Source organism: Mesorhizobium shangrilense (genome assembly GCF_040537815.1).
GTDB lineage: Bacteria > Pseudomonadota > Alphaproteobacteria > Rhizobiales > Rhizobiaceae > Mesorhizobium > Mesorhizobium shangrilense.
Genome location: NZ_JBEWSZ010000001.1, coordinates 3514929 through 3539602, shown reverse-complemented (window position 1 = coordinate 3539602; position 24674 = coordinate 3514929). Strand labels below are relative to the sequence as shown.

Below are 24674 nucleotides of genomic sequence, written 5' to 3'. Positions count from 1 at the left end.
TGCAGCAGGCACAACGGTTTTTGATTTCAACGCGCCGATTTAGGGATATGCTTTAGCAGGTTTGCAAATAGCTGCGGTTGCCTTGATGGGGGATCAAGGTCATCAGCGACAACAAAATGGTGAAGCATTTTGCAATCCGGGGTTGGTGGCGAATCCAGCTATGCATGGGCCATTGACGTCAATGCGGAAGGCAACATGGGGTTGATGTTGCGATGGGTCAGTTCGATCGGACGCTGGAATTTATCGACCAGCTGCAGCACGCGAGCACCGCGGCGGCGGTTTGCGAAAGGCTGCTCGGCATAACGTCGGATTTCGGCTTGACCGCGCTGATGGCCGGAACCGTCCCTCAGCCGGGAACACCGACGGGCCAGCAGAAGCAGCACGTGCTGCTTTGCGACTGGCCTGTCGAATGGCTCGAGCGTTACGTGTCACGCAACTATGTCGATCATGATCCCGTCGTCAGCCATATGAAGCAGCTGCAGGCCCCGTTCCAGTGGCGGGAGGCGGCGCAGGGCATTCGCACCGACAAAGGCAGCGGCGAAGTGATGGGCGACGCCGGCGCATTCAAGCTGCGTGACGGACTGGCCTTCCCGCTGATCACACTCGATGGCCAGATTGTCATGGTGTCGCTCGGCGGCGAAGCCGTGCAACTGTCGGCGGATGAGTTCGGCCTGGTGTCGCTGGTCTCGACCTATGCGGTCGGCCGGGCCATGCAGCTTCACACGATGGCGAACAAGACCATCGATCACATCGAATTGACACCGCGCGAGCGCGAATGCCTGCAATGGGCGGCTGTCGGCAAGTCCGAATGGGAGATTTCGCAAATCCTCGGCATCTCGGAACACACGTCAGAGAAACACCTTCTTAACGCCAAAGGCAAACTCGGTGCCGTCAACCGGGTCCAGGCAGTCGCGGAAGCGATCCGGCGCGGCTACATTAGTTAGGTCGGCCGTGCCGGCCTAGAAATTCTTGCCTACGTGATCACGTAATTTTCTCGGGAAAGCCCGGCCGTATCTTCCTCTGAACACAGGAGACGGCAGATGCTTTTTGCCCTTACAACCCAGGAATTGATGGAACGTCCCGATCTTTGGGAGGCCGTTCATCGCTTACGCCACCAGGTCTTCGTCGAGGAGATGGGGTGGGATGATCTGAGGCGCCCGGACGGGCTCGAAATCGACCAGTTCGATCATGATGAGGCAGTCCATCAGATCGTCATCAGAGGCGACGAAGTCGCTGGCTACCAACGGATGTTGCCAACGACGCGACCGCATCTTCTGACCGATGTACTGATGGATCTCTACGAAGGAACGCCGCCTTCCGGACCGAACATTTACGAGTTGACCCGCTATGCGGTCGCTCCCGGTTTCCGCGACGGCCGACGCGGCGTGTCCACGGTCGGCACCGAGCTTATCGCCGGCTTCGTCGAGTGGGGGCTGAAGCGGAACGTCAATCAGGTGATCATCGAGTTCGAGCCGATGTGGGTCTTGCGTGCGCTGCAACTGCATTTCCTGGCGACGCCGCTTGGCTACCAGCGCACCTACGGCAACCAGCAGGTCGTCGCCACCCTGCTGACCTTCACGCACCATACGCTCGATGTCGTGCGCTCCCGCCGCAATCATTTCGCACCCGTATTGGCCAGGGGATATCCCGACATGCTCGGGCAAAGGCGGGCGTCATGAGACCGGAGACAACCATGGGCATTCATCCCCAAGCGGAATTGCGCGGCCATGCGCTGATCGTCACCGTATCGTCGGATGACGGTCGGCCAGTGCTGGACAGGCGGGCCTACGAAAGCCTGGCAAGGACATTCCACGAGGCCGCCGATGACGATGACGTACGCGTCGTGGTGCTGCGCGGCCTGGCAGGCTGCTTCTGCCTTGGTGGCGACTTCTCCGAGTTCCTCGACGCCACCAAGCATCAACGGCTGATCGCGGCCGTCACCGACATGTTTCGCATGCTGGCGACGTTCCCCAAGCCGATCCTGGCCTGTGTCGATGGCGACGCCGTCGGTGTCGGCTGCACCATCCTGTTCCATTGCGACATGGTGATCGCGTCGAGCAAAAGCACGTTTCGGGTACCGTTCGTCGATTTCGGACTGGTGCCGGACGCCGCGACCAGCATCCTGGCGCCACAGAAGCTCGGCTATGCCGGGGCTTTCCGCTTCTTCTGCCTGGGCGATACGCTCGGTGCAGAAGATGCAAGGGCGCTCGGACTTGTCGCGGAGATCGTGGCGGAGGGAAGTGTCGAGGAGGCGGCCCTTGCCAGGGCGCGTCAGCTTGCCAAGAAGCCCGTCGCCGCCCTGCTGCAGACGCGCGGTTTGCTCAAGGGAGATACGGGCGTGCTCTGCGATCGCATCGATCGCGAGATTTCGCTGTTCCAGCAGGCGTTGCAGGACGACACGACGTTGCGGCGGTTGCAGCGGATTGCCCGGCTGGCCGCATGAGGTAAGAGCATGATCCGAAAGTGGAAGCCGGTTTTCTCGGACAGACGGTCCCCGTTTGTCCAGGGATCATGCTCAAACAAAAAGATAGAGCCCCCGTCCCGGTTCCACCGGGTTGGAACGGGCGCTGGATGAAATTGCGCTGCGCGTCCTTCCGGATGCGCGGCGCACAGTTTCAACCTTGTTTTGACAGGAATGACGGCCCTTCCCCGATGATCTTCTTGTCTTCCTTGCCGATGATCTCGAGATCGCGGCCTTCATAAGGAAGTGTCAGAAGCACGCGGCGGATGACGGCCAGCCGGGCGCGACGCTTGTCGTTGGCGCGCACGATGGTCCAGGGCGCGAATTCCTTGTGCGTGCGCTCGATCATGAGATCGCGCGCCTTGGTGTAGTCGTCCCATTTCGTGATGCCGGCGACGTCGATCGGCGAGAATTTCCAGCTCTTAAGCGGACTGTAGCGGCGGTCGTGAAACCGTTCGAGCTGCGTTTCCTGGCCGATGTTCAGCCAGAACTTGAAGAAATGGATGCCCTCGTTGCAGATCATCCGCTCGAAATGCGGTGTCTCTTCTAGAAATTGCTCATGCTGCTCGGGCGTGCAGAAACCCATCACCGGCTCGACGCCGGCACGATTGTACCAGGAGCGGTCGAAGGTAACGAACTCGCCGGCCGTCGGAAAACGTTCGACATAGCGCTGGAAGTACCACTGTCCGCGCTCCGTCTCGGTCGGCTTGGTCAGCGCTACATTGCGCGCGGTTCGAGGATTCATGTACTGGTGCAACACGAAGATCGTGCCGCCCTTGCCGGCGGCGTCGCGTCCCTCGAACAGCGCCACGACGCGCTTGCCTGTCGATTGCAGCCAAGCCTGCGCCTTTACCAGTTCGATCTGCAACTGTTCGAGCGTCTGGTCATACTCGTCGCTCTTCATTTTCTTGTCGTAGGGAAAGCCGCCGGCCGTCAGCTTGTTGTCCTCGATCCATTCGGGAAGCATGGGGTTCTCGATGTCGAACTCCCGCTCCGTGCCATCGATCCGGATCTTGAGCGGACCCGATGCCGGCACTACGGGAATTTCCTTGGCTTTTTTCATCAAGACGAACCTTTCCAGCTTGCGGACTCATGCTATTGGGAGCCTCCATATCGGTCCAGCGGGAAGTTTCCAACCGATCGGCCGACGGGGTGCGAGGCATGGGCGCGCGAATGGCTGACATGGGCGAAGAGGGGCGAAGCACGGGGCGCACCGTCGCCGATCGGCTTTGGACCAGCCGCTGGCTGCTTGCTGCCGGCATCATCACCATTGTCGCCGTTTACGTCTTCGCCGATGTGTCCGCCTATGTGCTGCTTCCGGCACTCGCCATGCTGTTTGGAGCAGCAATGCTGCCATCAGGCATCAGGCGGCAGTCGGCGGCACGCGCGGCGGCGATCGAGGCAAGCGGATTGCAACGGCTGTCAGGCGAGTACCTTGCGGCGGCCGTTGCCGACCCGCTGATCATCTTTGACCGGACCGCGACGATCGTCCATGCCAACGCCGCGGCTTTCGCGGCCTTCGGTGGCATAGCGCCGGGCCTGTCGTTGTCATTGAAATTCCGCGCGCCGGAAATGCAGGCGTTGTTGGACAGCATCCTGTCGGGCACGGTTGCCTCCGATGCGGTCGACTACACCGAAAAGCTGCCGGTCGAGCGCGCCTACAGGGTCAGTGCGTCCTCGGTTGGCCATGGCACCGATCTTTATGTGCTGGTGTTCAAGGACCAGAGCGAGGCGCGGCGGATCGACCGGATGCGCGCCGATTTCATCGCCAACGCCAGCCATGAGTTGCGCACCCCGCTCGCTTCGATCGCCGGCTTCATTGAAACGCTGCGCGGCCCGGCCCGTAACGATCCGGCGGCCCGCGAGCAGTTCCTGCAGATCATGCAGAACCAGACCGGCCGCATGGCACGCCTGATCGATGATCTGCTGTCGCTGTCGCGGCTGGAGATGAAGCCCTACCTGAAGCCGGGAACGGAGGTCGATCTTCGCCAGACGATCGAAAGCGTCATCGATTCCCTTGGGCCGATGGCCAGGGATAACGGCGTCGCCATCGAGCGCGAATTCGCCGAAGGGCCGATCAATGTCCCGGGGGATCGCGACGAGTTGTTCCAGGTTTTCGAAAACCTGCTGGAGAATGCCTGCAAGTACGGACAGTCGGGCGGACGCGTCGTGGTGTCGATGGCGCGCGGCGGCGACAGGTCGGAACCCGGCATCGATGTGACCATCAGGGATTTCGGGCCCGGTATTCCCGAAGAGCATATCCCGCGTATCACCGAGCGCTTCTACCGCGCCGATGTCGAGACGAGCCGTACCCAGAAAGGCACTGGCCTTGGCCTGTCGATCGTCAAACACATACTGACGCGTCACAATGCCAGGCTTACGATCAAGTCCGAGGTTGGCAAGGGCGCGGCCTTCTCGGTTCATTTGCCGGCTCGCTGACGCCGCACTATCTTCCCAACAGGCCGTTTCTTTTTTCTGTCATCGCGCTAGCGTATCAGCAGGGATTCGAGGGAACGACTCAACCATAAGAATCCGGGAAGGCATTGGCCCATGCAATCCGTACACATCATGAGCGCCTACGACGAGGAGCTGAAATATCTGTCGAAGCGCATCGCCGCGATGGGCGGTCATGCCGAACGCATGGTCGAACAGGCGATCGCGGCGCTCGTCAACGCCGATCCGGGGCTCGCCCAGAAAGTCATTCGCGATGATGTCGTTCTCGACGAGGGGCAGCGCGAGATCGACGACAAGGCGATCATCATCATCGCCAAGCGCCAGCCCATGGCGACGGACCTGCGCGAGATCGTCGGCGCCATTCGTATCTCGGCCGACCTCGAACGCGTCGGTGACCTCGGCAAGAACGTTGCAAAGCGTGTGGGCGCGGTCACGGACGGGCGCCAGCCGACCAGCCTGTTTCGCGGTCTCGAGGCACTGGCCGACCTGGCGCTGACGCAGCTGAAGGAAGTGCTCGACGTCTACGCCTCTCGCTCCGTCGAGAAGATAGGCTTCGTGCGCGACCGCGACGATCAGATCGATGCGATGTACACCTCGCTGTTTCGCGAGCTGCTGACCTACATGATGGAAGACCCGCGCAACATCACGCCCTGCACGCATCTTCTGTTTTGCGCCAAGAACATCGAGCGGATCGGCGATCACGCCACCAACATTGCCGAGACGATCTATTACATCGTCACCGGCGAACAGATGCCCGCCGACCGCCCGAAGGGCGACAAGACGGACAAGATCAGCGTTTCTGGAACATTGCCGGTGAATTGAACGGCCGCGGACTGTTGGCGTCAGCAGGCCGGATGGCGGGCAGCGGTCAAAATCAAAAACGGCCTGGCCCTTTCGCAAGGAGCCAGGCCGTTTCTATTCGCTATTCGCTATTCGCTATTCGCTATTCGCTCAGCGGCTGCGCCGGCGCTCCGAGGCGGGCTGGAACGCAAGGCGCGCATGATACTTGCAATAGGGGCCGGTTTCGGCCGCGTCGTTACCGCAGAAGTGAAAATCTTCCGACAGCGGATCGCCGTTCGGCCATTTGCAGGTACGTTCCGTCAGTTCGACGAGCTGAAGATGCCGGGAGATCGGCACCACGACGTTCTCCGCGACTGGCCGGATGTAGTGGCGTGCCACCGGTTCGGCGTCGAATTGCGTCTGCAACGCGGTCGCGCCGATCGACGTGGTGACATGGCGCACGGCACTTGCCGGGCGGGCCACTGATTTCTGCACCGTCGATCCCTGCACGGCCTTCTTCTGCCGCGCCGGGGTGGCGGTCGCGCGGCCGCGGCCCGACAGCTTCAGGCGATGCACCTTGCCGATGACCGCATTGCGGCTGACGCCACCGAGCTGTGCGGCGATCTGGCTGGCGCTCAGACCCTCCGACCACAGTTTTCTAAGAAGTTCTACCCGCTCGTCAGTCCAGTTCATGAGACCGCGCTCCTGCTAAGCGTGCGGCAATCGGAATCCCTTACCGACCCAGCACCACTGCTGGGGCAGACACCACATATATCTAGTGATTAGGTCCGCCGCACGAAATCTAGTTATTTCTCGTCTACAACTACCTTATGCGCTGACTCGGTGACAAGAGTCCCAAGTGCAACACGAATCGGTTTTTTCGGTTTTCCCCAACTTGCCCGGTCGCTTATGAGCCGGCGTCCTGCTGGAGGGCTTGCCGCGCGCCATACGCGACGTTTTCGTTGACTTCATGACCGAAAAACACCATAAGCCGCAAAGGCCGCCGCTTTGGCGGCTTTTTTGATTTTCCGGTTCCGGAGACGCATATAATGAGCGGTTCGGCGCTTTTCGATACCTTTGCTCGTGCTCCCCTGGCTTTTGACCGTGGGGAGGGCACTTGGCTGATCACCGACACGGGCGAGCGATATCTCGATTTCGCTGGCGGCATCGCCGTGAATTCGCTGGGCCACGGCCATCCGCATCTGGTCGCGGCCCTCACCGAGCAGGCCGCCAAGCTCTGGCACGTCTCCAATCTCTATGAGATCCCAGGACAGAGCCGGCTGGGCGAGCGGTTGGCCGATGCCACTTTCGCCGACAAGGTGTTCTTCACCAATTCCGGCGCCGAGGCGCTGGAATGCGCCATCAAGACGGCGCGGCGCTATCAATTCGTCAAGGGGCATCCCGAGCGCTTCCGCGTCATCACCTTCGAGGGCGCCTTCCACGGCCGCACGCTGGCGACCATCGCGGCTGGCGGCCAGTACAAATATCTCGAAGGCTTCGGCCCAAAGGTCGATGGCTTCGACCAGGTCGGCTTTGATGACATCGACGCCGCCGAAAAGGCGATCACGCCGGAAACCGCCGCGATCCTGATCGAGCCTGTGCAAGGCGAGGGCGGTATTCGCCCGGTGCCGACGCAATCGCTGAAGCGGCTGCGGCAGCTCTGCGACCAGCACGGCCTGTTGTTGATCTACGACGAGGTCCAGTGTGGCATTGGCCGCACCGGAAAGCTGTTCGCGCATGAATGGTCAGGCGTCACGCCCGACATCATGGCGATCGCCAAGGGTATTGGCGGCGGCTTCCCGATGGGGGCCTGCCTTGCCACCGACGAGGCGGCCGTCGGCATGACCGCAGGCGTGCACGGCACCACTTTCGGCGGCAACCCGCTGGCCATGGCTGTCGGCAACGCCGTGCTGGACGTGGTGCTGGAAGACGGCTTCCTCGAGGATGTCCAGCGCAAGGCGCTGCTGATGAAGCAGGGATTGGCGGCCGTTGCCGACGAGTTTCCCGAGGTCATCGAGGGCATCAGGGGCACCGGGCTGATGCTTGGCCTCAAATGCGCGATGCCCAACACCAAGGTGAACATGGCGCTGCGCGATCACCACCTGCTGGCGGTTCCTGCCGGCGACAATGTCATTCGCCTGTTGCCGCCGCTCAACGTCACCGATGCCGAGATCCACGAAGCGCTCAACCGCATCCGCGCCGGCGCCAAGGGGCTGTCTGACGCCATCGCCGCGGCCGCCGCGAAGTAACCCCGGAACCATTCCTGATGTCACTTCGCCATTTCACCGATCTTTCCGCCGTTTCCGAAGGCGATCTGCGCTTCATGCTGGACGATGCGGTGGTGCGAAAGGCACGCCTCAAGTCCGGCGAGCGGACAAAGCCGCTCGAGGGCAAGGTTCTGGCCATGATCTTCGACAAGCCGTCGACGCGCACGCGCGTCTCCTTCGACGTCGGCATGCGCCAGCTTGGCGGGGAGACCATCATGCTGACCGGCACCGAGATGCAGCTCGGCCGCTCCGAAACCATCGCCGACACGGCCAAGGTGCTGTCGCGCTATGTCGATGCCATCATGATCCGCACCACATCGCATGAGCGCCTGATGGAGCTGACCGAGAATGCCACCATTCCGGTCATCAACGGGCTGACCGATGATACGCATCCATGCCAACTGATGGCCGATATCATGACCTTCGAGGAGCATCGCGGCCCTGTTGCAGGCAAGACCATTGCCTGGACCGGTGACGGCAACAATGTGCTGCACTCGTTGCTGGAAGCCTCGGCGCGGTTCCGCTTCAACCTCAACGTCGCCGTGCCGGAAGGCAGCGAGCCGGCGCAGAAGCATGTCGACTGGTCGAAGGCGCATGGCGGCAAGCTCTATTTCACCCGCTCGCCCGAGGAAGCTGTGGATCAGGCCGACTGTGTCGTCACCGACTGCTGGGTGTCGATGGGCCAGGAGCATCGCGCCCGCGGCCATAACGTGTTCTCACCCTACCAGGTCAATGCCAAGCTGATGGCCCATGCCAAGCCGGACGCGCTGTTCATGCACTGCCTGCCGGCGCATCGCGGCGAGGAGGTGACCGACGAAGTCATCGACGGTCCGCACTCGGTGGTGTTCGACGAGGCCGAGAACCGGCTCCACGCCCAGAAGGCCGTGCTCGCCTGGTGCCTGGGCGCTTGATCTCCGGAGGTGTGATGCCTATCTGCGGCGCATCACGCAAAACAAGCGCGTTTCGACGCATGCTCCCGACAGGGCGGCATGGCCGCGCCCTGGAGCATTGTCATGTTGGAAACCCATCAATTGTCTGAACATCAACCCAAGCTTGGTGAATTCGGCTACGCCGGCGACGATCATGTCGTGCCGTTCGAGGTCGGTCCGCTCGACGTGCGCGGTCGCACCGTCCAGCTCGGCCCGATGCTCGACGCCATTCTCAGCCGCCACGATTATCCCGAGCCGGTCGCCCGCCTGCTGGCGGAGGCCTGCGTGCTGACGGTGCTGCTCGGCACCTCGCTCAAATTCGAGGGCAAGTTCATCCTGCAGACCCGCACGGATGGGCCGGTCGACATGCTGGTGGCGGATTTTTCCACACCCTCGGCATTGCGGGCCTATGCGCGTTTCGATGCCGATCGGCTCGAGGCTCTGGTTGCGGCAGGCGAGACGTCCCAGCAGACGCTGCTCGGCAGTGGCGTGCTGGCGCTGACCATCGACCAGGGCGCGCACACACAGCGGTATCAGGGCATCGTCCAGCTCGATGGCGAAACGTTGGAAGACGCGGCACGCACCTATTTCCGCCAGTCGGAGCAGATCCCGACTGATCTGCGGCTCTCGGTGGCCAAGCTGTTGACGCCCGGCGTCGGCGGTGCGCGTGAGCAGTGGCGCGCCGGCGGTATCCTGGCGCAGTTCCTGCCGCAGTCGCCCGAGCGCATGCGCGTCCCGGACCTTCCGGGCGGTGACGGCGATCCGCGCGATGAAGGGCATGATCCCGTCGATAATTCTTGGCAGGAGCTGCTGGCCCTGCTTGGCACGATCGAGCCGACCGAGTTGATCGACCCGACCATCGGGGCCGAGCGGTTGCTTTACAGGCTGTTCCACGAGCATGGCGTCCGCGTCTTCGGCGGCGTCCCGGTCGACGACCAGTGCTCGTGCTCCAGGGACAAGATCCGCGGCATCCTCGAGGGTTTCTCGGCGCAGGAGATCAAGGACAGCACCGAGGATGGCGGCATCCATGTCGCCTGTGAATTCTGCTCGAAGCAGTATGACTTCGACCCAGCCGAATTCGCTCCGGCCCAGTGACGGAGCTTCCTTCTCGCCGTTTCACGGGGAGGTGAGGAGTGGTCCGCACAGCGAACGAAAAGCCAATTGCTTGGCTTTTCGAACGACGAACGCCCAAAGGGCGGATGAGGCGCAGCGCGAACTTTGGCGAATGGCCGCTCGGCCGACTGTCCTAATTCACCGTCCGCCTTGTCCCCGGCAGGTCGAGCGAGAAGGCGGGGATGGCGATATCGAAGGTCTCGCCGCGCCTGTTGCGCATGGTGTAGTGACCGACCATGATGCCGGACGGCGTCGAGAGCGGGCAGCCCGATGTGTATTGATAGCTGTCGCCCGGATTGAGCTCGGGCTGGTCGCCGACCACGCCGGCGCCGCTGACCTCCTCGACCCGGCCAGTGCCGTCCGTGATGCGCCAGTAGCGCGACATCAGCTGCACGAACTCATCCGACTGGTTGTCGATCGTGATTTGATAGCCCCAGACGTAACGGTTCTCCGAAGGCTCCGAGCGATCCTCCAGGTAGAACGGTCTGACCTGCACTTCGATGTTGCGCGTCACGGCGCTGTACATGGGCTACTCCAAAACAATCTGGGAACTTTCGGGCGCTCGCCTAGCCTGGTCAATGGCGCGCATCGGTTCTTGCCAGCCTTGAAGGGCAGGTGCCGACAAACAATGTCATTTAAGTGACACATGACAGTGATGGTGTGCTCGGGATTGTGCCGGGCGACTCAGACGCTCTGTCGAACTGTTGGAAACGGCCTCATATGGCCGGTTTTTCTGGAGTGACCAGATCTCGATGGAACTGACGCTCATCGCCGCCCCGCTTTCCGCTGCTCTCATCCTTACAAATCTCGCGAGCATTCTGCTCGCTTCGCTCCAGTTGAAGCGACGGAGCATCATCGCACCGCCCGCCGGCATTGCGCCGGCGGTCTCGATCGTCGTGCCGGCGCGTGGCGTCGAGCCTTTCACCGAAGAGACGCTGGAGCGCGCCTTCTCGCTCGACTGGCCGCGCTATGAACTTGTCTTCTGCGTCGCCCATGCCGACGATCCCGTGGTCAGGCTGATCAGGAGCGCCATCGCGCGCTTTCCGGCGGTGCCCGCCCGGCTGCTTTTCGGCGACGACCGCATCAGCGGCAACCCCAAGCTCAACAATTGCGTCAAGGGCTGGGAAGCGGCTCGCCACGACTGGGTCATCCTGGCCGATTCCAACGTGCTGATGCCCAGGGACTACATCCAGCACATGATGTCGGCATGGCGGCCGGACACCGGCCTTGTCTGCTCGACGCCGATCGGCTCGCGGCCGGACGGGTTCTGGGCCGAGGTCGAATGCGCCTTCCTCAACACGCTGCAGGCGCGCTGGCAGTATGCCGGCGAGGCGCTTGGCCTCGGCTTCGCCCAGGGCAAGAGCATGTTGTGGAACAAACCCCTCCTCGACGCCAATGGCGGCATCCGGGCGCTTGCGGCCGAGATCGCCGAGGACGCCGCCGCGACCAAACTGGTGAACGGACTTGGACTGCGCGTCAATCTGGTCGCGGCGCCCTTTGAGCAGCCGCTTGGCCGGCGCACGCTCGGTGAGATCTGGTCGCGCCAGGCCCGCTGGGCACGGCTGCGCCGCGTCACTTTCCCGCTGTTCTTCGCGCCTGAAATCCTGACAGGCGTGGCGGTGCCGCTTGTGCTTGCACTGGTTGCCGCGGCCGACGCCGGTTTCAGCCTGCCACTGACCGCCATCGCCGTGCTGACGGCCGCCTACCTTCCGGAATGCGCCCTGGCCTCCGCCAAGGGCTGGTACCTGTCGTGGCGCATGATCCCCGCCATGATGGCGCGGGATTGCATCCTGCCGGCGATGTGGGTGCGCGGCTGGCTCGGTGGCGCCGTCGACTGGCGCGGCAATGCCATGACCATCCGCACCAAGACGGCTGAACTGGAAGAGACGCCGTCGGGCGCGTAGGAGGATGCGGGTCGGTTGCCCGCCCTCCTATTTCGCCGATTTCACCGCCTGCGCGATATCCTCGAGCAGATCGTCGGTGTCCTCGAGGCCAACCGACAATCTGAGCGTACCTGGCCCGATGCCGAGTTCGGCGCGCGCCTCGTCGCTCAGGTTCTTGTGCGTCGTCGTCGCCGGATGGGTGATCAGGCTCTTGGAGTCGCCGAGATTGTTGGAGATCAGCACGATGTCGAGAGCGTTCTGCAAGGCGAAGGCCGCCTGCTTGCCGCCCTTGACGTCGAGACAGATCAGCGTCGAGCCGCCCGACATCTGCTTCCTGACGATATCAGCCTGCGGATGGTCGGCGCGGCCCGGATAGATGACGCGGGCGATCTGCGGCTGTTCGGCGAGGAAGTCTGCGATCTTGCCGGCGCTTTCCGTCTGCTGGCGCACGCGCAGCGGCAGCGTCTCCAGACCCTTCAGCAGCGTCCAGGCATTGAAGGGCGACAGGCTCGGGCCGGTGTGGCGGAAATAGTCGTGCAGGTTCTCGTCGATCCACTTCTTGTCCGACAGGATCACGCCGCCCAGGCAGCGGCCCTGGCCGTCTATGTGCTTGGTCGCCGAATAGACGACGATATGGGCACCGAGTTGCAGCGGTTTCTGCTGCAGGGGCGTGGCGAAGACATTGTCGACGACAAGCCGCGCGCCGATCGAATTGGCGAGCGAGGCGACAGCGGCGATGTCGACCACTTCCAGCGTCGGGTTGGTCGGGCTTTCCAGGAAGAACAGTTTTGTGTTGGACCTGACCGCCTTTTCCCAGTTGGCGATATCCGTGCCGTCGACCAGCGTCGCCTCGATGCCATAGCGAGGCGCCAGCGTCTCGACCACCCAGCGGCAGGAGCCAAACAGCGCGCGCGCCGCCACGATGTGATCACCGGCCTTGACGCTGCACAGAAGGGCAGCGGTCACCGCCGCCATGCCTGACGCCGTGGCGCGCGCGTCCTCGGCGCCTTCCAGCGCGCACATGCGCTTTTCGAACATGTCGACGGTCGGATTGGCGTAGCGCGAATAGATGAAGCCAGGTTCCTCGCCCTTGAAACGGGCTTCGGCGGCCTGCGCCGTTTCGTAGACATAGCCTTGGGTCAGGTAGATCGCCTCGGATGTCTCGCCGAAGCCGGAACGCAAGGTTCCGCTGTGCACGAGTGCGGTCTGAGGCTTCCAGTTGCGCTTCTTGGTGCTCATCGCTTTTGTTCCAGACACAAAAAAACCGGTCGCGAAAGTCGCAACCGGTCCATACGGCCTTGCGGCCCGACGGTCCTTTAGCGACTTGTTTAACGTGGCTGCAAGCCGACCGGCCAAATCACCACGGGATAACGACCCTTTAGACCCGCGCCACGCTTGCGTCAATTGCCGGCTTCATTAAGAGGTTTGTACCAGCGGCATAGGAGCATAGCCTTGCGGCAGACAGGCATTCTTCCCGATCAGGACATTTCGGCGCTGTTCCAGTCCGGCGCGCTGAAGTCGTCGCGCGCTTTGGATGCCGACCAGATCCAGCCGGCCAGCCTTGACCTCAGGCTCGGCGACAAGGCGTGGCGGGTGCGCGCCTCCTTCCTGCCCGGCCCCAACCACAAGGTCTCGGAAAAGCTCGACCGGCTGAAGCTGCATGAGATCAGCCTGGCCGAGGGCGCCGTGCTGGAAACCGGCTGCGTCTACATCGTGCCGCTGCTCGAAAGCCTGGCGCTTCCCGCCGACATTTCGGCATCGGCCAATCCAAAGAGCTCGACCGGGCGGCTCGACATCTTCACGCGCGTGATGACCGACCGAGGCCACGAGTTCGACAAGATCGCCGCCGGCTATAACGGCCCGCTCTATCTGGAGGTCAGTCCGCGCACCTTCCCGATCGTTGCGCGCACCGGTTCGCGGCTGTCGCAGATACGCTTCCGCACCGGCAACGCGCTGCTGTCGGAAGCCGAACTGCACGACCTGCACCGCGCCGAGATGCTGGTCGCCACCGAGCCGCCGAACATTTCCGGCGGCGGCATCGCACTGTCGATCGACCTCAACGGCGACAAGGACGGGCTGGTCGGCTATCGCGGCAAGCATCACACCGGCCTGGTCGACGTCGACAAGCGAGCCGCGCAGGATGTCGTCGATTTCTGGGAGCCGATCCACAAGAGCGGTGCCGGCGAGTTGGTGCTCGATCCCGACGAGTTCTACATCCTCGTCAGCCAGGAGGCGGTGCACGTGCCGCCGCTCTACGCAGCCGAGATGACGCCCTTCGATCCGCTGGTCGGCGAATTCCGCGTCCACTATGCCGGCTTCTTCGATCCGGGTTTCGGTCACTCGGCCGCCGGCGGCACCGGCAGCCGGGCGGTGCTGGAAGTGCGCAGCCACGAAGTGCCGTTCATCCTCGACCATGGCCAGATCGTCGGCCGGCTGGTCTACGAGCATATGCTGAAGCGGCCGCAGGCGCTCTACGGCACCGATCTAGGCTCAAACTACCAGGCCCAGGGCCTAAAACTGTCCAAGCATTTTCGCGCCGCGCGCTGAGGCTCGCTGGTTCTGTCAGTGGCGGAAGAGATATTCTTCCGCAGCGCCGAGGCAGGCATGGAAATGGCCGATAAAGAGTAGCTCTCGCACGGTCAGACGCTTCCTGCCCCAAAATCCCTTAGTCTGCTTCATTTCATCAAGCGGAGAGCTTGAGCCCGCACCCAATGGGAACAATTGCCTGTCGAGGCATCCAAGGACATGCGCTCTCGCGGAGTCGATGCCGCAAGCCTGGCCGCTGTCGTTCAGCTCGTCGGTGCGCAGCGCGGATGTCATGCGATCCGCATTGCGCATGAGAAAGTTCACCTGCGTATTTGAATATCCGGTGGCCAGAAGGCGGCTCGATATTGCCGATCGGGCTTCACGGTAAGTTTTTGGACTGCATTTTCCGGAAGCGTAAGCGGTCGAGGAGGAACAGGCGAGCGCCAGCACTATCCCTGTGAACGCGAGGCTCGGTCGGATGCGTTTCATGCCTTCCTCAAAATCTCGGTCCTGTCCTACAGCGCCTTCACCGCGACCTTCACCGGCTTTTCGATCTCGAGCGGATTGCGCAGCGGAAGGCCGAAATCTCCGGCCTCGATCTCGAAGACATCGCCGGCCGCGGTGGTGATGCCGTCGGCGAAGGACAGCGTCGCCGTCCCGAACATGTGCACATGCACGTCGCCCGGCTGGCGGAAGGCCGAATATTTGAAGTGATGGTGCTCGAGATTGGCGATGGTGTGCGACATGTTTGCTTCGCCGGACAGGAATGGCTTTTCCCAAAGCACCGCGCCATCGCGGTAGATGCGTGAGGCGCCCCTGATGTCGGCAGGAAGGTCGCCGATCAGGATCTCCGGCCCGAAGGATGCGTTGCGGAGCTTGGAATGGGCGAGGAACAGATAGTTCACGCGCTCGGTCACATGGTCTGAGAATTCGTTCGACAGCGTGAAGCCGACGCGGAAGGGAGCGCCGTCGTCGCCGATGACGTAGATGCCGGCCACTTCAGGCTCTTCGCCGGCGTCCTTGGCGAAGGCGGGTGACATCAACGCAGCCCCTGGCGCCACGGCCATCGTGCCATTGCCCTTGTAGAACCATTCCGGCTGCACGCCGACCTGGCCTTTGGCGGGCTTGCCGCCCTCCAGCCCCATGCGAAACATCTTCATGGAATCGGTCAGCTGTTCCTCGCCGTCGGTGCTGAGCTTCTTGTGCATGGAATCGCGGGTTGCCGCCGAGCCGAGATGCGTCAGCCCTGTTCCGGTCAGGTGCAGATGCGCCGGGTCCGGGTGGTTGATCGGCGACAGCAGCCGTCCCTTCTTGTAGGCGGCGTCGAGATCGACTGTCTCGCCAAGTCCCTTGCGCTCGATCAGCGCGGCAAGGCCGACGCCGGTACGGGCAGCCTCCATGGCCAGCGAATAGACGCTGCGGGCGCCGTTGATGATCCGGGCCTTGCCGCCGCTGCGGGCAACGACACGAATGGTCTCGGCGTCGTCGAGAATCTGCGAGATCAGCATGATCAATCCTCTCTCATGTGTCTTGGCCTGGTTGCCTCTTGGCAAACCTTGACCTGCGCGGCCCGGAACTTGTCCACGCCACGGGTTAAATTCTCTGTCCGGATTGCGCTCGCGGGGCTTGGTCCCTCAGGGGATTTTTGGGCCGGCATGTCGCCGGCGTGCCGCGATGTGACCCGTATGCCTTCCTGCTTCCTTGGGCCTCAGCCCTTGTTCTTGTTGTAGACGTCGAAGATCACGGCGCCGAGCAGCACCAGGCCTTTGACCACCTGCTGCCAGTCGACATTGACGCCCATGATCGACATGCCGTTGTTCATCACGCCCATGATGAAGCCGCCGACCACGGCGCCGATGACCTGGCCGACGCCGCCCATCGCCGAGGCGCCGCCGATGAACACGGCAGCGATGACGTCGAGCTCTGAGCCCAGACCCGCCGCCGGCACGGCCTGGCCGAGGCGCGCCGCGATGATCAGGCCGCCGAGCGCCGACAGCACGCCCATATTGATGAACACCAGCAGCGTCAGCCGCTCGGTGTTGATGCCCGACAGCTGCGCCGCCTTGGGGTTGCCGCCCATCGCGTAGATGCGGCGGCCGATGGTCATACGCTTGGTGACGAAGACGAACAGCGAGATCAGCACGCCCATGACGAGCAGCACCACCGGCAGGCCCCTGTAGCTGGCGAACTCATAGACCAGGAACAGCGCCAGCGCGCTGGCGACCAGCGTCTTGATGACGAACAGGGGGAAGGGTTCGGCCTCATAGCCATGGCGCTCGCGCTTGCGCCGGGTGCGGAGCCCGAAATAGGCATAGGCCACCACGGCGATCAGGCCGAGCACGATCGTTGTCATGTGCAGCGTCAGGCCGCTGCCCATGATGGTCTTGCCGGCGGCATTCACCGTCGGCGGGATCAGCGTCAGCGGGCCGATCACGTCCGGGATGAAGCCGGAGCTGAGCATTTTGAATTCGTCCGGGAGCGGACCGACCGAGGAGCCGCCGCCCAGCAGCGCCTGGCAGATGCCACGGAAGATCAGCATGCCGGCTAGCGTGACGATGAAGCTGGGTATCCGGTGATAGGCGATCCAATAGCCTTGCGCCGCGCCGATCAGGCCGCCCACGATCAGGCAGACGATCGAAACCACCAGCGGATTGCTGAGCGGCCCGAGTTGCCAGATGACCATCATGTTTGCCGCCAGCGCGCCGATAAAACCGGCGACCGATCCGACGCTGAGGTCGATATAGCCGGAAACAATGACCAGCAGCATGCCCAGCGCCATTACGATGATGAAGGAGTTCTGCTGAACCAGATTGCTGAGGTTCACCGGCTTGAACAGCGTTCCCGACGTGGTGAACTGGAAAAACAGCATGATGACGATCAGCGCGATGATCAGACCGTACTCTCGCAGGTTCGTCGTTAGCGCCGAGACGGCGATGCGTGGACGCTGTTCTTCGGCGATGTTGCCCTGCGGGGCGGGCGCGCTTTCGGTGCTCATGCTGCTTTTCCTTCTCCCCGAACGATGGCGCGCATGATTTTTTCCTGGCTTGCTTCCGCCGCCGGCATTTCGCCGACGATGCGCCCTTCGTTCATGACGTAGATGCGGTCGGTGATGCCGAGGAGTTCCGGCATTTCCGACGAGATGACCACGATCGCCTTACCCTCCGAGGCGAGGCGCGCGATGATCGTATAGATTTCGTACTTGGCGCCAACATCGATGCCGCGCGTCGGCTCGTCGAGGATAAGCACTTCCGGGTCGGCGAACAGCCATTTCGACAGCACCACCTTCTGCTGGTTGCCGCCCGAAAGATTGCCGGTCAACTGATAGACGCTCGACGCGCGGATATTGGTCTTCTTGCGATAGTCGTTGGCGACGGCGAGCTCTCGCAAATCGTCGATCACGCTGTGACGCGACACGCCGCCGAGATTGGCCAGCGTGATGTTGTGCTTGATATGGTCGATGAGGTTGAGGCCGTAGGTCTTGCGGTCCTCCGTCACGTAGGCGATGCCGTGTTGGACCGCCTTACTGACCGACGAGACATCGATCGGCTTGCCCTTGAGCAGCACCTCGCCGCTGATGCGGCGGCCATAGGTGCGGCCGAACAGGCTCATGGCGAATTCGGTGCGGCCGGCGCCCATCAGCCCGGCAATGCCGACCACCTCGCCCTTGCGCACGTTGATGTCGATGCCCTTGATCACCTGCCGCTCGGCATGGATCGGGTGGTAGACCGACCAGTTCTTCACTTCGAACACGACCTCGCCGATGTCAGGCTCGCGTGGCGGATAGCGGTCGTCGAGCGAGCGGCCGACCATCGAGGTGATGATGCGGTCTTCGCTGATATCTTTCCTGGCCAGCGTCTCGATGGTGCGTCCATCACGGATGACGGTCACCTTATCTGCGACCCGGTTAATCTCGTTCAGCTTATGCGAGATCAGGATCGACGTCATGCCTTGCCGCTTGAATTCGAGCAGCAGGTCGAGCAGCGCCTGGCTGTCTTTCTCGCTGAGTGACGCCGTCGGCTCGTCGAGGATCAGGAGCTTGACTTCCTTGCTGAGCGCCTTGGCGATCTCGACCAGTTGCTGCTTGCCGACGCCGATATTGGTGATCAGCGTCTTGGGATCCTCCCTGAGGCCCACCTTCTTCAACAGCGCACTGGTGCGCTCCTCGTTGGCGTCCCAGTCGATGACGCCGAATTTCGCGTGCTCGTTGCCGAGGAAAATATTTTCGGCGATCGACAGCATCGGCACCAGCGCAAGCTCCTGGTGGATGATGACGATGCCCTTGTGCTCGCTGTCCTGGATGCCCTTGAACTGGCATTCCTGGCCTTGAAAGATGATCTGGCCGTCATAGGTGCCGGAGGGATAGACGCCCGACAACACCTTCATCAGCGTCGATTTGCCGGCGCCATTCTCGCCGACCACCGCGTGGATCTCGCCTTCCTCGACGCTGAGGTTGACGTTCGACAGCGCCTTCACGCCGGGGAACGTCTTGGTGATGTCACGCATCTCCAGAATCGTCGTCATCAGGGGCAAGCTCCTCCGAGGCCGGCAGAAACAATACCGGGGTCGCTTGTGAACGGAAAGGGGCCCTGCATTGCGCAGGACCCCTGTCTTTGTAACCGGGATTACTTCAGGTCTTCGGCCTTGATGTAGCCGGAGTCGACGACCAGCTTCTGGTAGTTCGACTTGTCGACTTCATGCGGCGTCAACAGGATCGAGGGAACGACCTTGACGTCGTTGTTGTACGTCTTTTCGTCGAGGCCGTCGGGCTTGCCGCCCGAGAGCACCTTGTCGACCAGCTGGACAGTGGCCTTGGCTAGGTCGCGGGTGTCCTTGAACACGGTCGAGTACTGTTCGCCCGTGATGATCAGCTTGACCGAGGCGGTCTCGGCGTCCTGACCCGTCACGATCGGCCAGGGCTGTGCCTCCGTGCCGTAGCCGACGGCGCGCAGCGAGGCGGTGATGCCGCGCGACAGGCCGTCATAGGGCGACAGAACGCCATCGACGCGGCTGCCGTCCGAGTAGTTCGCCGAGAGCAGGTTGTCCATGCGTGCCTGGGCGGTGGCCGCCAGCCAGCGCAACGTGCCGACCTTGTCCATGCCGGTTTGGCCGGACTTGATCTTGATCGAGCCGTTGTCGATCAGCGGCTGCAGGACGGAAATCGCGCCATTGTAGAAGAAGAAGGCGTTGTTGTCGTCCGGCGAGCCGCCGAACAGTTCGACGTTCCAAGGCTTGGTGTTCGGGAAGCGCTCCTTGAGGCCCTTGACCAGTGAATTGGCCTGGATCACGCCGACGCCGAAATTGTCGAAGGTGGTGTAGTAGTCGACATTCTTGGTCTTCTTGATCAGGCGGTCATAGGCGACGACGACGACGCCTGCGTCAGCGGCCTTCTGCAGCGCGTCCGACAAAGTGGTTCCGTCGATCGAAGCAATGATCAGCGCCTTCGGACCCTTGGTGATTTCGTTTTCGAGCTGGCTGAGCTGGTTGGGGATGTCGTCCTGCGCGTACTGCAGGTCGACGGTGTAGCCCAGCGCCTCGAGCTGGGACTTGACGGCGTCGCCGTCATTGATCCAGCGCTGCGAGGTCTTGGTGGGCATCAGCACGCCGACCAGGCCTTTGTCGGCTGCGTAGGCGGTGGCCGACATGGCCGCGATGCTGACCGCCAAGGCGGCGACTAACGTCTTGATGATTTTCACTTTAACTCTCCCTGTTTGATGGACGCGGCACCCCGGGGGTCGCGGGCCGCGCAATCGTGCAGAAGCGCCGAGGCACCGCTGCCGTCATATCGATCTCCGGTATCCTCCCATGGTCCCAAGACGCTGATTTCAATCGATACGATTTCTCGTTCCCGATCGTCGTGCCTCGGAACGCATGAAGGTTGTGTCCCTTTGCCATAACTGTCAAATGCGATCTCTGATGATTGCTATATCGAAACCGATATATGTTTTAGAGTGAGAGCGCTCCGACCCGGGCAATGGCCGGAGGCAAGGGGAAGTCATGGCGGCGTTGCGAAATCCAGGTGGAATTTCAGGCGGTTACGACGAGACCCCTGGCGATGGCGAAACCCTGCTGCGCAGCGGTCTCAGCCTGCGCCATATGCGCATGATCGTTGCCCTCGACGACCATGGAAGGGTAAGTGCGGCGGCGCAGGTCATGAACATCTCGCAGCCGGCGGCCTCGCGCATGATCGCCGAGATGGAAGCGGTGCTCGATGTGAAGCTGTGCGAGAGGCTGCCGCGCGGCATCACGCTGACTCCCTATGGCAAGGCGCTGGCGCGGCGCGCACGCTCCATCCTGCTCGAAATGCGCGAGGTCGACCGCGAGATATCCGAGCTCAAGGCAGGCAAGGGCGGTTCCGTGTTCCTGGGCGCGGTGACGGCGCCGGCGATCGAACTGGCCGTGCCGGCGATCCGTGAAATTCGCCGCATCTATCCGCGCATCGAGATCACCATGCAGGTCGAGACCTCCAACGTGCTGGCGCGCGAATTGATCGCCACACGCCACGATTTCATCATCGCGCGCATCCCCGACGACCTTAATCCCAGGCTGTTCGAATCGCGTGTGATCGGCGTCGAAAAGGCGTGCCTGATCGTGCGCCGCGGCCACCCGCTGACGAGGAACAAACTGGTGCGGCTCGAAGAGACCGCTGCCTATGACTGGGTTTTTCAGTCGGGCGGCTCGCCGCTGCGGCAGGCGATGGAAAGCAACTTCCTCAACCGCAACATCGCGCTGCCAGATCGCATCCTCAACACCAGCTCGCTGCTGCTCACCCTGGTCATGGTCGCGCAGTCGGACGCCATCGCCCCGGTGTCGATCCAGGTGGCGAAATTCATCCAGAATCCCGACGGGCTGGCCGGAGCCATCGATGTGGTCCAGACCGAATTCGATATCGAGGTCAGGCCCTACAGCCTGATCACTGTGAAGAACCGCGTGCTGTCGCCGGCAGCCAAGATGCTGCACGATTTCATTCTGCGAGAGGTGGGATGACGGTCGGGAACTCATCCTTGCGTGAAGGGGATTATGGCAGGCCAAGCGGATGGCGGCGTAGGCTCCACCTGCCAATGTAGTCCTTCAACGCTTCCCAAAACGGACAACGGATCGGACGGCGATGCCCTCTGCGCCACAGACTGGAGCAGGTGGCGGTAACTGAGCTCGCGCTGGTGTAACAGGCCGATCAAAAGGTTGATTAGCGTTGCCTTGTGTTAACCACCTTGATGCTGGCGTTGGCGTCGCAAGACGAATGCGAGACCACGAGATGAGTACAGATCAGACGACCGCATGGGGCGGATTGACATTGATGACCAGGGCGATTGGGTTCTTCGCCGCCTCCCTGATGGCGCTGCCCGCGAACGCGGAGACGGTGCGCGGCAATCCCGGTGGCCGGATCGTGAACTTCGCTTTGCGTGTCGCCGAACTGCGCGCCGCCGACGAGCCGGTGCGCTTTGACGGGGCGTGCGACAGTGCCTGCACGCTCTACCTGTCCCTGCCCGTCGAGCAGCTTTGCGTTACCCCACGCACATCCTTCGGCTTCCATCTGCCGTACGGCGTCGGCGCTCAGGAGAACCTGGTCGCGGCCAATTACCTGTTCTCGCAGTACCCCGATTGGGTGCGGCAGTGGATCAAGGAGCACGGCGGCCTGTCGCACACCATAATGCGGATGGGAGCCGACGAGGTAGCAAAGCACCTTCCCACATGCGCCGAGGTGTGAACGGGTTGCAATGGCACTTTTCGCCTTCGGATGGCGGATCGGGTCGCCGACCAATGTGCGACCTGCGGGCAGGGCGGTTCGAGGGCGAAGCGGTCTCGGCAAACGTATCGATGATGCAGTTTGGCCGTACTGAGGTCCGGCGGACCCGCGAAGAAGCGGCGGTCGGGCACCAAACCCGGGCTCGCGTCATGCTCCACTAACCACGGCGTGGCCGCGGAAGATCAGCCGGACGTCAGCTTCATCGTCCTGAGAGGCTGGCTCGCCGCAGCAGCCTATAGCTGACGGCGCCTGTGGGATACGGCAGCGGCAATCATTGCGGCGCGGGCCATCGGGGAAGCGGTCGGCGGTGACTGCGATTCTCTGCAGAGCAGACTCCGTAAGCCCGCCTGTAAAACGGTACGTTTCCGGCGGTTGCCAAATCAGCTGCAAACCCTTGTGGCATATGCTGGAGCGGGTAGCGGGAATCGAACCCGCGCGTTCAGCTTGGGAAGCTGACAGGCTACCATTACATCATACCCGCGCGGGCTCTCGTTATCATGACGACACGCCTTCGGGCAATCGCAAAGCTGCATTTGCGGCGGCATCGAAAATCAGGCGTCGGGCACATAGATCACGGCGTATTTGTCAGCATATGCCCGCTTCCAGCCCAATTCGTCGAAGAAGGGTTGGCGGCTGTCGTCCGCCGACAGCAGCGCCCAGCCTATCGCGTATTTCTTCAGTTGGGCTTCCAGGGCCGGTTTTCCGCCGCTGTGTCCCGTTTCGTCGTCGGCTTTTGTGAATCCCCCCAGGAACAACTGATCCGTCCGTCCGTCGATGTAGCTCTTGATCCCGTGGAAAATCAGCGTTCCGCCGAAATTGTAGGAATTGAGCACATTGCCTGACAGATGGTGGCTCTCGGCGAATGCGAGCGCCTCGCTGGCTGAGGTCTTCTGGCTTGGCATGACCTGATGCGTGCCGTTGAGCAACGAAGCAGCGGCTGTCACCAGGACAATGGCTGCGCCGCAGATCGGATAGAACCGCCTGGCGAAAAACCGCTCCAGCCCGTCGCGTTTTTCCGTCATCCATTTCCCAACCGAAAGCGAAGGATATTGCAGTGCGACCTCCACCGCCAGCACAAGCGGAACCAGCAGGAAGAACAGATACATGAAGCGCATATGGCTGAGGAACATATGCAGGGTGAAGATGATGAACACCGCCTTGGCCCAGCCAATTTGCAGCCGCGAGACCAGCAGGCCGAAAAAGACCAGCAGCAGCGCGATTTCCTGGGGAACCTGCTCCGCGGCATTGAACGGCCGCCATTCCAGGATCAGCGGCACTGCCTCATTGCCGTAGGCCACGCTGAGAGTGGCCAGAATGGCCTTGATGCCATACGGGTTGAGCAGGCTGACCAGCGGGCAAAGCAGTCCGAATGCAATCCATCTTGCCAGAAGCGCGGGTTTCGACAGGCCGACGCGCGCCAGCAGATCGAGGCCGGCGAAGGCGGCAATGACGAAGCCCAGGGTGAAGGTGGCGTGCAGGTTCGCCCACAGGGCAACCAGCACAAGCAGCCACCAGGGCGGCGCCCGCTCCTCGCTCGCCGCCCGAAAGAGCAGCGCCGTCCAGATGACGATGATCGGCAAGGTGAAGACATGGGGCCGCGCCGTATAGATCGGGCTGATCATGGATGCCGCGACAAAGGCCAGCGCCACCGCCAGCGTCGGCTTCAGCCATGCGCTGAGAAACCAGCCCATCAGGAAGACAGTCAGGGACACCGTGGCGATGATCACCGTGACCACCCCGTTCCAGCCTCCCGCCCGGTAGGCAAGAGCCAGCAGGACCTGCCCAAGCCATTCCTTGGCGATCCATGGCTCGCCCGCGAACGTGTGGGAATAGGGATCGACGGTCGGAAATGTCCGGTTTGCCAGGAAATCCAGCCCGACCTTCACCTGCCACCAGCTATCGGGGTCCTGCAGGATCGAATCGGCAAAAGCCGCGAGCGCGAATGCCATGACGCAGGCGATGAAGAGGCAGAATACCAACCTCACCCGCTGGTCGTGCGTCGTTGCCATGATGCTGGCCTGGGCGTTGTTCATATGGCTGCCTCCAACCTTCCGGATGACGGTCTGGTTCAAGGCGTTCGGCTGGCCGGCGCCTGCCGGGCTCCATCGGTCACCCGGATGTTCCGGTCGGCGCCGTCGTCACCGCGACCTCTAGGTCCCACGAACACGAAGCGGGACGAACCGAGGTAGAAGACAACTGAATAGACGCAGATTCCTGCCAGGTGAACCAGCGGACTCCCGATGATGCCTGCTGAACGGGCGGCGATCACGACTGCCAGGTTGATGCTGTAGGCGGACACAAAGACGATCCCATATCGCAGCGAGGTTCCCTGCCGAAAGCCGTCGGCGCTGGTGAAGGTCCATTGGCGGTTGAGGAAGAATCCGAGCACAAGGCCGGCGGCATAGCCGGTGGCATTGGAAACGATGTCGCCAAGACCCAGCGCAAGCCCGGCCAAGATGACCGTGTATCCCAGTGCCGTGTTCAAGAGACCGACAGCGCCAAAGCGCAGCATCCTCG

At 62.3% G+C, this 24674-nt stretch carries 23 protein-coding genes, 1 tRNA gene and 1 riboswitch; of the genes, 12 read left to right on the top strand and 12 right to left on the bottom strand.

The annotated features are described in order from the left end of the window. Nucleotides 1-212: 212 nt before the first annotated feature. From ABVQ20_RS17320 to ABVQ20_RS17310, 3 genes are all read left to right on the top strand, one after another. A complete protein-coding gene (locus tag ABVQ20_RS17320; RefSeq protein WP_354460727.1) occupies nt 213-944 on the top strand; it encodes a helix-turn-helix transcriptional regulator in 732 nt (243 codons plus the stop codon). A 96-nt stretch (nt 945-1040) separates the two neighbouring features. Beyond that, the gene (locus ABVQ20_RS17315; protein ID WP_354460726.1) at nt 1041-1679 is read left to right on the top strand and encodes an acyl-homoserine-lactone synthase; all 639 of its coding nucleotides are present in this window, start codon (nt 1041-1043) and stop codon (nt 1677-1679) included. A 14-nt stretch (nt 1680-1693) separates the two neighbouring features. After that, entirely contained in the window at nt 1694-2443 is a 750-nt protein-coding gene (locus ABVQ20_RS17310) for an enoyl-CoA hydratase-related protein (RefSeq protein ID WP_354460725.1), read from the top strand. Nucleotides 2444-2615: 172 nt separating this feature from the next. Here the strand turns inward: ABVQ20_RS17310 and ppk2 are convergent, their stop codons facing one another. Continuing rightward, nucleotides 2616-3524, bottom strand: coding sequence for a polyphosphate kinase 2 (ppk2, locus tag ABVQ20_RS17305; RefSeq protein ID WP_354460724.1), 909 nt, complete (start codon nt 3522-3524; stop codon nt 2616-2618). A 110-nt stretch (nt 3525-3634) separates the two neighbouring features. Between ppk2 and ABVQ20_RS17300 the strand changes: the two genes are divergently transcribed. Then, nucleotides 3635-4900 carry a sensor histidine kinase gene (locus tag ABVQ20_RS17300; protein ID WP_354460723.1) on the top strand — a complete coding sequence of 422 codons (1266 nt, stop codon included), beginning with the start codon at nt 3635-3637 and terminating at the stop codon, nt 4898-4900. Nucleotides 4901-5011: 111 nt separating this feature from the next. Further along, complete coding sequence (phoU, locus tag ABVQ20_RS17295; protein ID WP_354460722.1) at nt 5012-5737, top strand: phosphate signaling complex protein PhoU; 726 nt, start codon at nt 5012-5014, stop codon at nt 5735-5737. 129 nt (nt 5738-5866) lie between these two features. On the opposite strand, the gene ABVQ20_RS17290 is transcribed toward phoU, so the two are convergent. Beyond that, the gene (locus tag ABVQ20_RS17290; protein WP_227349042.1) at nt 5867-6388 is read right to left on the bottom strand and encodes a GcrA family cell cycle regulator; all 522 of its coding nucleotides are present in this window, start codon (nt 6386-6388) and stop codon (nt 5867-5869) included. A 356-nt stretch (nt 6389-6744) separates the two neighbouring features. Here ABVQ20_RS17290 and ABVQ20_RS17285 point away from each other — a divergent pair, with 356 nt between their 5' ends. The 3 genes from ABVQ20_RS17285 to ABVQ20_RS17275 all read left to right on the top strand — a co-directional run bounded on the left by ABVQ20_RS17285 (nt 6745) and on the right by ABVQ20_RS17275 (nt 9986). Continuing rightward, on the top strand, nt 6745-7944 hold the full coding sequence (locus tag ABVQ20_RS17285; protein WP_354460721.1) for an aspartate aminotransferase family protein: 1200 nt from the start codon (nt 6745-6747) through the stop codon (nt 7942-7944). 17 nt (nt 7945-7961) lie between these two features. Next, nucleotides 7962-8873, top strand: coding sequence for an ornithine carbamoyltransferase (gene argF / locus ABVQ20_RS17280; RefSeq protein WP_354460720.1), 912 nt, complete (start codon nt 7962-7964; stop codon nt 8871-8873). Nucleotides 8874-8951: 78 nt separating this feature from the next. After that, on the top strand, nt 8952-9986 hold the full coding sequence (locus ABVQ20_RS17275; protein WP_354460719.1) for an Hsp33 family molecular chaperone: 1035 nt from the start codon (nt 8952-8954) through the stop codon (nt 9984-9986). A 151-nt stretch (nt 9987-10137) separates the two neighbouring features. On the opposite strand, the gene apaG is transcribed toward ABVQ20_RS17275, so the two are convergent. Further along, nucleotides 10138-10530, bottom strand: a complete 393-nt coding sequence (apaG, locus tag ABVQ20_RS17270; RefSeq protein ID WP_354460718.1) for a Co2+/Mg2+ efflux facilitator ApaG/CorD — start codon at nt 10528-10530, stop codon at nt 10138-10140. Nucleotides 10531-10756: 226 nt separating this feature from the next. Here apaG and ABVQ20_RS17265 point away from each other — a divergent pair, with 226 nt between their 5' ends. Further along, nucleotides 10757-11908, top strand: a complete 1152-nt coding sequence (locus ABVQ20_RS17265; protein WP_354460717.1) for a ceramide glucosyltransferase — start codon at nt 10757-10759, stop codon at nt 11906-11908. A 27-nt stretch (nt 11909-11935) separates the two neighbouring features. Here the strand turns inward: ABVQ20_RS17265 and ABVQ20_RS17260 are convergent, their stop codons facing one another. Next, the gene (locus ABVQ20_RS17260) at nt 11936-13126 is read right to left on the bottom strand and encodes an O-succinylhomoserine sulfhydrylase (protein ID WP_354460716.1); all 1191 of its coding nucleotides are present in this window, start codon (nt 13124-13126) and stop codon (nt 11936-11938) included. Nucleotides 13127-13183: 57 nt separating this feature from the next. Next, nucleotides 13184-13261, bottom strand: a riboswitch (SAM riboswitch). 78 nt (nt 13262-13339) lie between these two features. Here ABVQ20_RS17260 and ABVQ20_RS17255 point away from each other — a divergent pair. Then, entirely contained in the window at nt 13340-14434 is a 1095-nt protein-coding gene (locus tag ABVQ20_RS17255) for a 2'-deoxycytidine 5'-triphosphate deaminase (protein ID WP_354460715.1), read from the top strand. A 15-nt stretch (nt 14435-14449) separates the two neighbouring features. Here the strand turns inward: ABVQ20_RS17255 and ABVQ20_RS17250 are convergent, their stop codons facing one another. From ABVQ20_RS17250 to chvE, 5 genes are all read right to left on the bottom strand, one after another. Continuing rightward, nucleotides 14450-14902 carry a hypothetical protein gene (locus ABVQ20_RS17250; RefSeq protein ID WP_354460714.1) on the bottom strand — a complete coding sequence of 151 codons (453 nt, stop codon included), beginning with the start codon at nt 14900-14902 and terminating at the stop codon, nt 14450-14452. A 26-nt stretch (nt 14903-14928) separates the two neighbouring features. After that, the gene (gene araD1 / locus ABVQ20_RS17245) at nt 14929-15921 is read right to left on the bottom strand and encodes an AraD1 family protein (protein ID WP_354460712.1); all 993 of its coding nucleotides are present in this window, start codon (nt 15919-15921) and stop codon (nt 14929-14931) included. 200 nt (nt 15922-16121) lie between these two features. Continuing rightward, nucleotides 16122-17408, bottom strand: a complete 1287-nt coding sequence (mmsB, locus tag ABVQ20_RS17240; protein ID WP_354460711.1) for a multiple monosaccharide ABC transporter permease — start codon at nt 17406-17408, stop codon at nt 16122-16124. Next, the gene (gene mmsA, locus ABVQ20_RS17235) at nt 17405-18937 is read right to left on the bottom strand and encodes a multiple monosaccharide ABC transporter ATP-binding protein (RefSeq protein ID WP_354462198.1); all 1533 of its coding nucleotides are present in this window, start codon (nt 18935-18937) and stop codon (nt 17405-17407) included. Before mmsA ends, mmsB begins: the two co-directional genes overlap by 4 nt. Nucleotides 18938-19035: 98 nt before the next feature. After that, entirely contained in the window at nt 19036-20106 is a 1071-nt protein-coding gene (chvE, locus tag ABVQ20_RS17230) for a multiple monosaccharide ABC transporter substrate-binding protein (protein ID WP_354460710.1), read from the bottom strand. Nucleotides 20107-20407: 301 nt separating this feature from the next. Between chvE and ABVQ20_RS17225 the strand changes: the two genes are divergently transcribed. After that, on the top strand, nt 20408-21397 hold the full coding sequence (locus ABVQ20_RS17225) for a LysR family transcriptional regulator (protein WP_354460708.1): 990 nt from the start codon (nt 20408-20410) through the stop codon (nt 21395-21397). Between the two features lie 268 nt (nt 21398-21665). Beyond that, entirely contained in the window at nt 21666-22118 is a 453-nt protein-coding gene (locus tag ABVQ20_RS17220) for a hypothetical protein (protein WP_354460707.1), read from the top strand. Nucleotides 22119-22564: 446 nt separating this feature from the next. Here ABVQ20_RS17220 and ABVQ20_RS17215 read toward each other — a convergent pair. The 3 genes from ABVQ20_RS17215 to ABVQ20_RS17205 all read right to left on the bottom strand — a co-directional run bounded on the left by ABVQ20_RS17215 (nt 22565) and on the right by ABVQ20_RS17205 (nt 24669). Beyond that, a tRNA-Gly gene (locus ABVQ20_RS17215) sits at nt 22565-22638 on the bottom strand. Nucleotides 22639-22708: 70 nt separating this feature from the next. Further along, nucleotides 22709-24190, bottom strand: coding sequence for a hypothetical protein (locus tag ABVQ20_RS17210; protein ID WP_354460706.1), 1482 nt, complete (start codon nt 24188-24190; stop codon nt 22709-22711). 35 nt (nt 24191-24225) lie between these two features. Continuing rightward, nucleotides 24226-24669, bottom strand: coding sequence for a GtrA family protein (locus ABVQ20_RS17205; RefSeq protein ID WP_354462197.1), 444 nt, complete (start codon nt 24667-24669; stop codon nt 24226-24228). Nucleotides 24670-24674 lie beyond the last annotated feature (5 nt).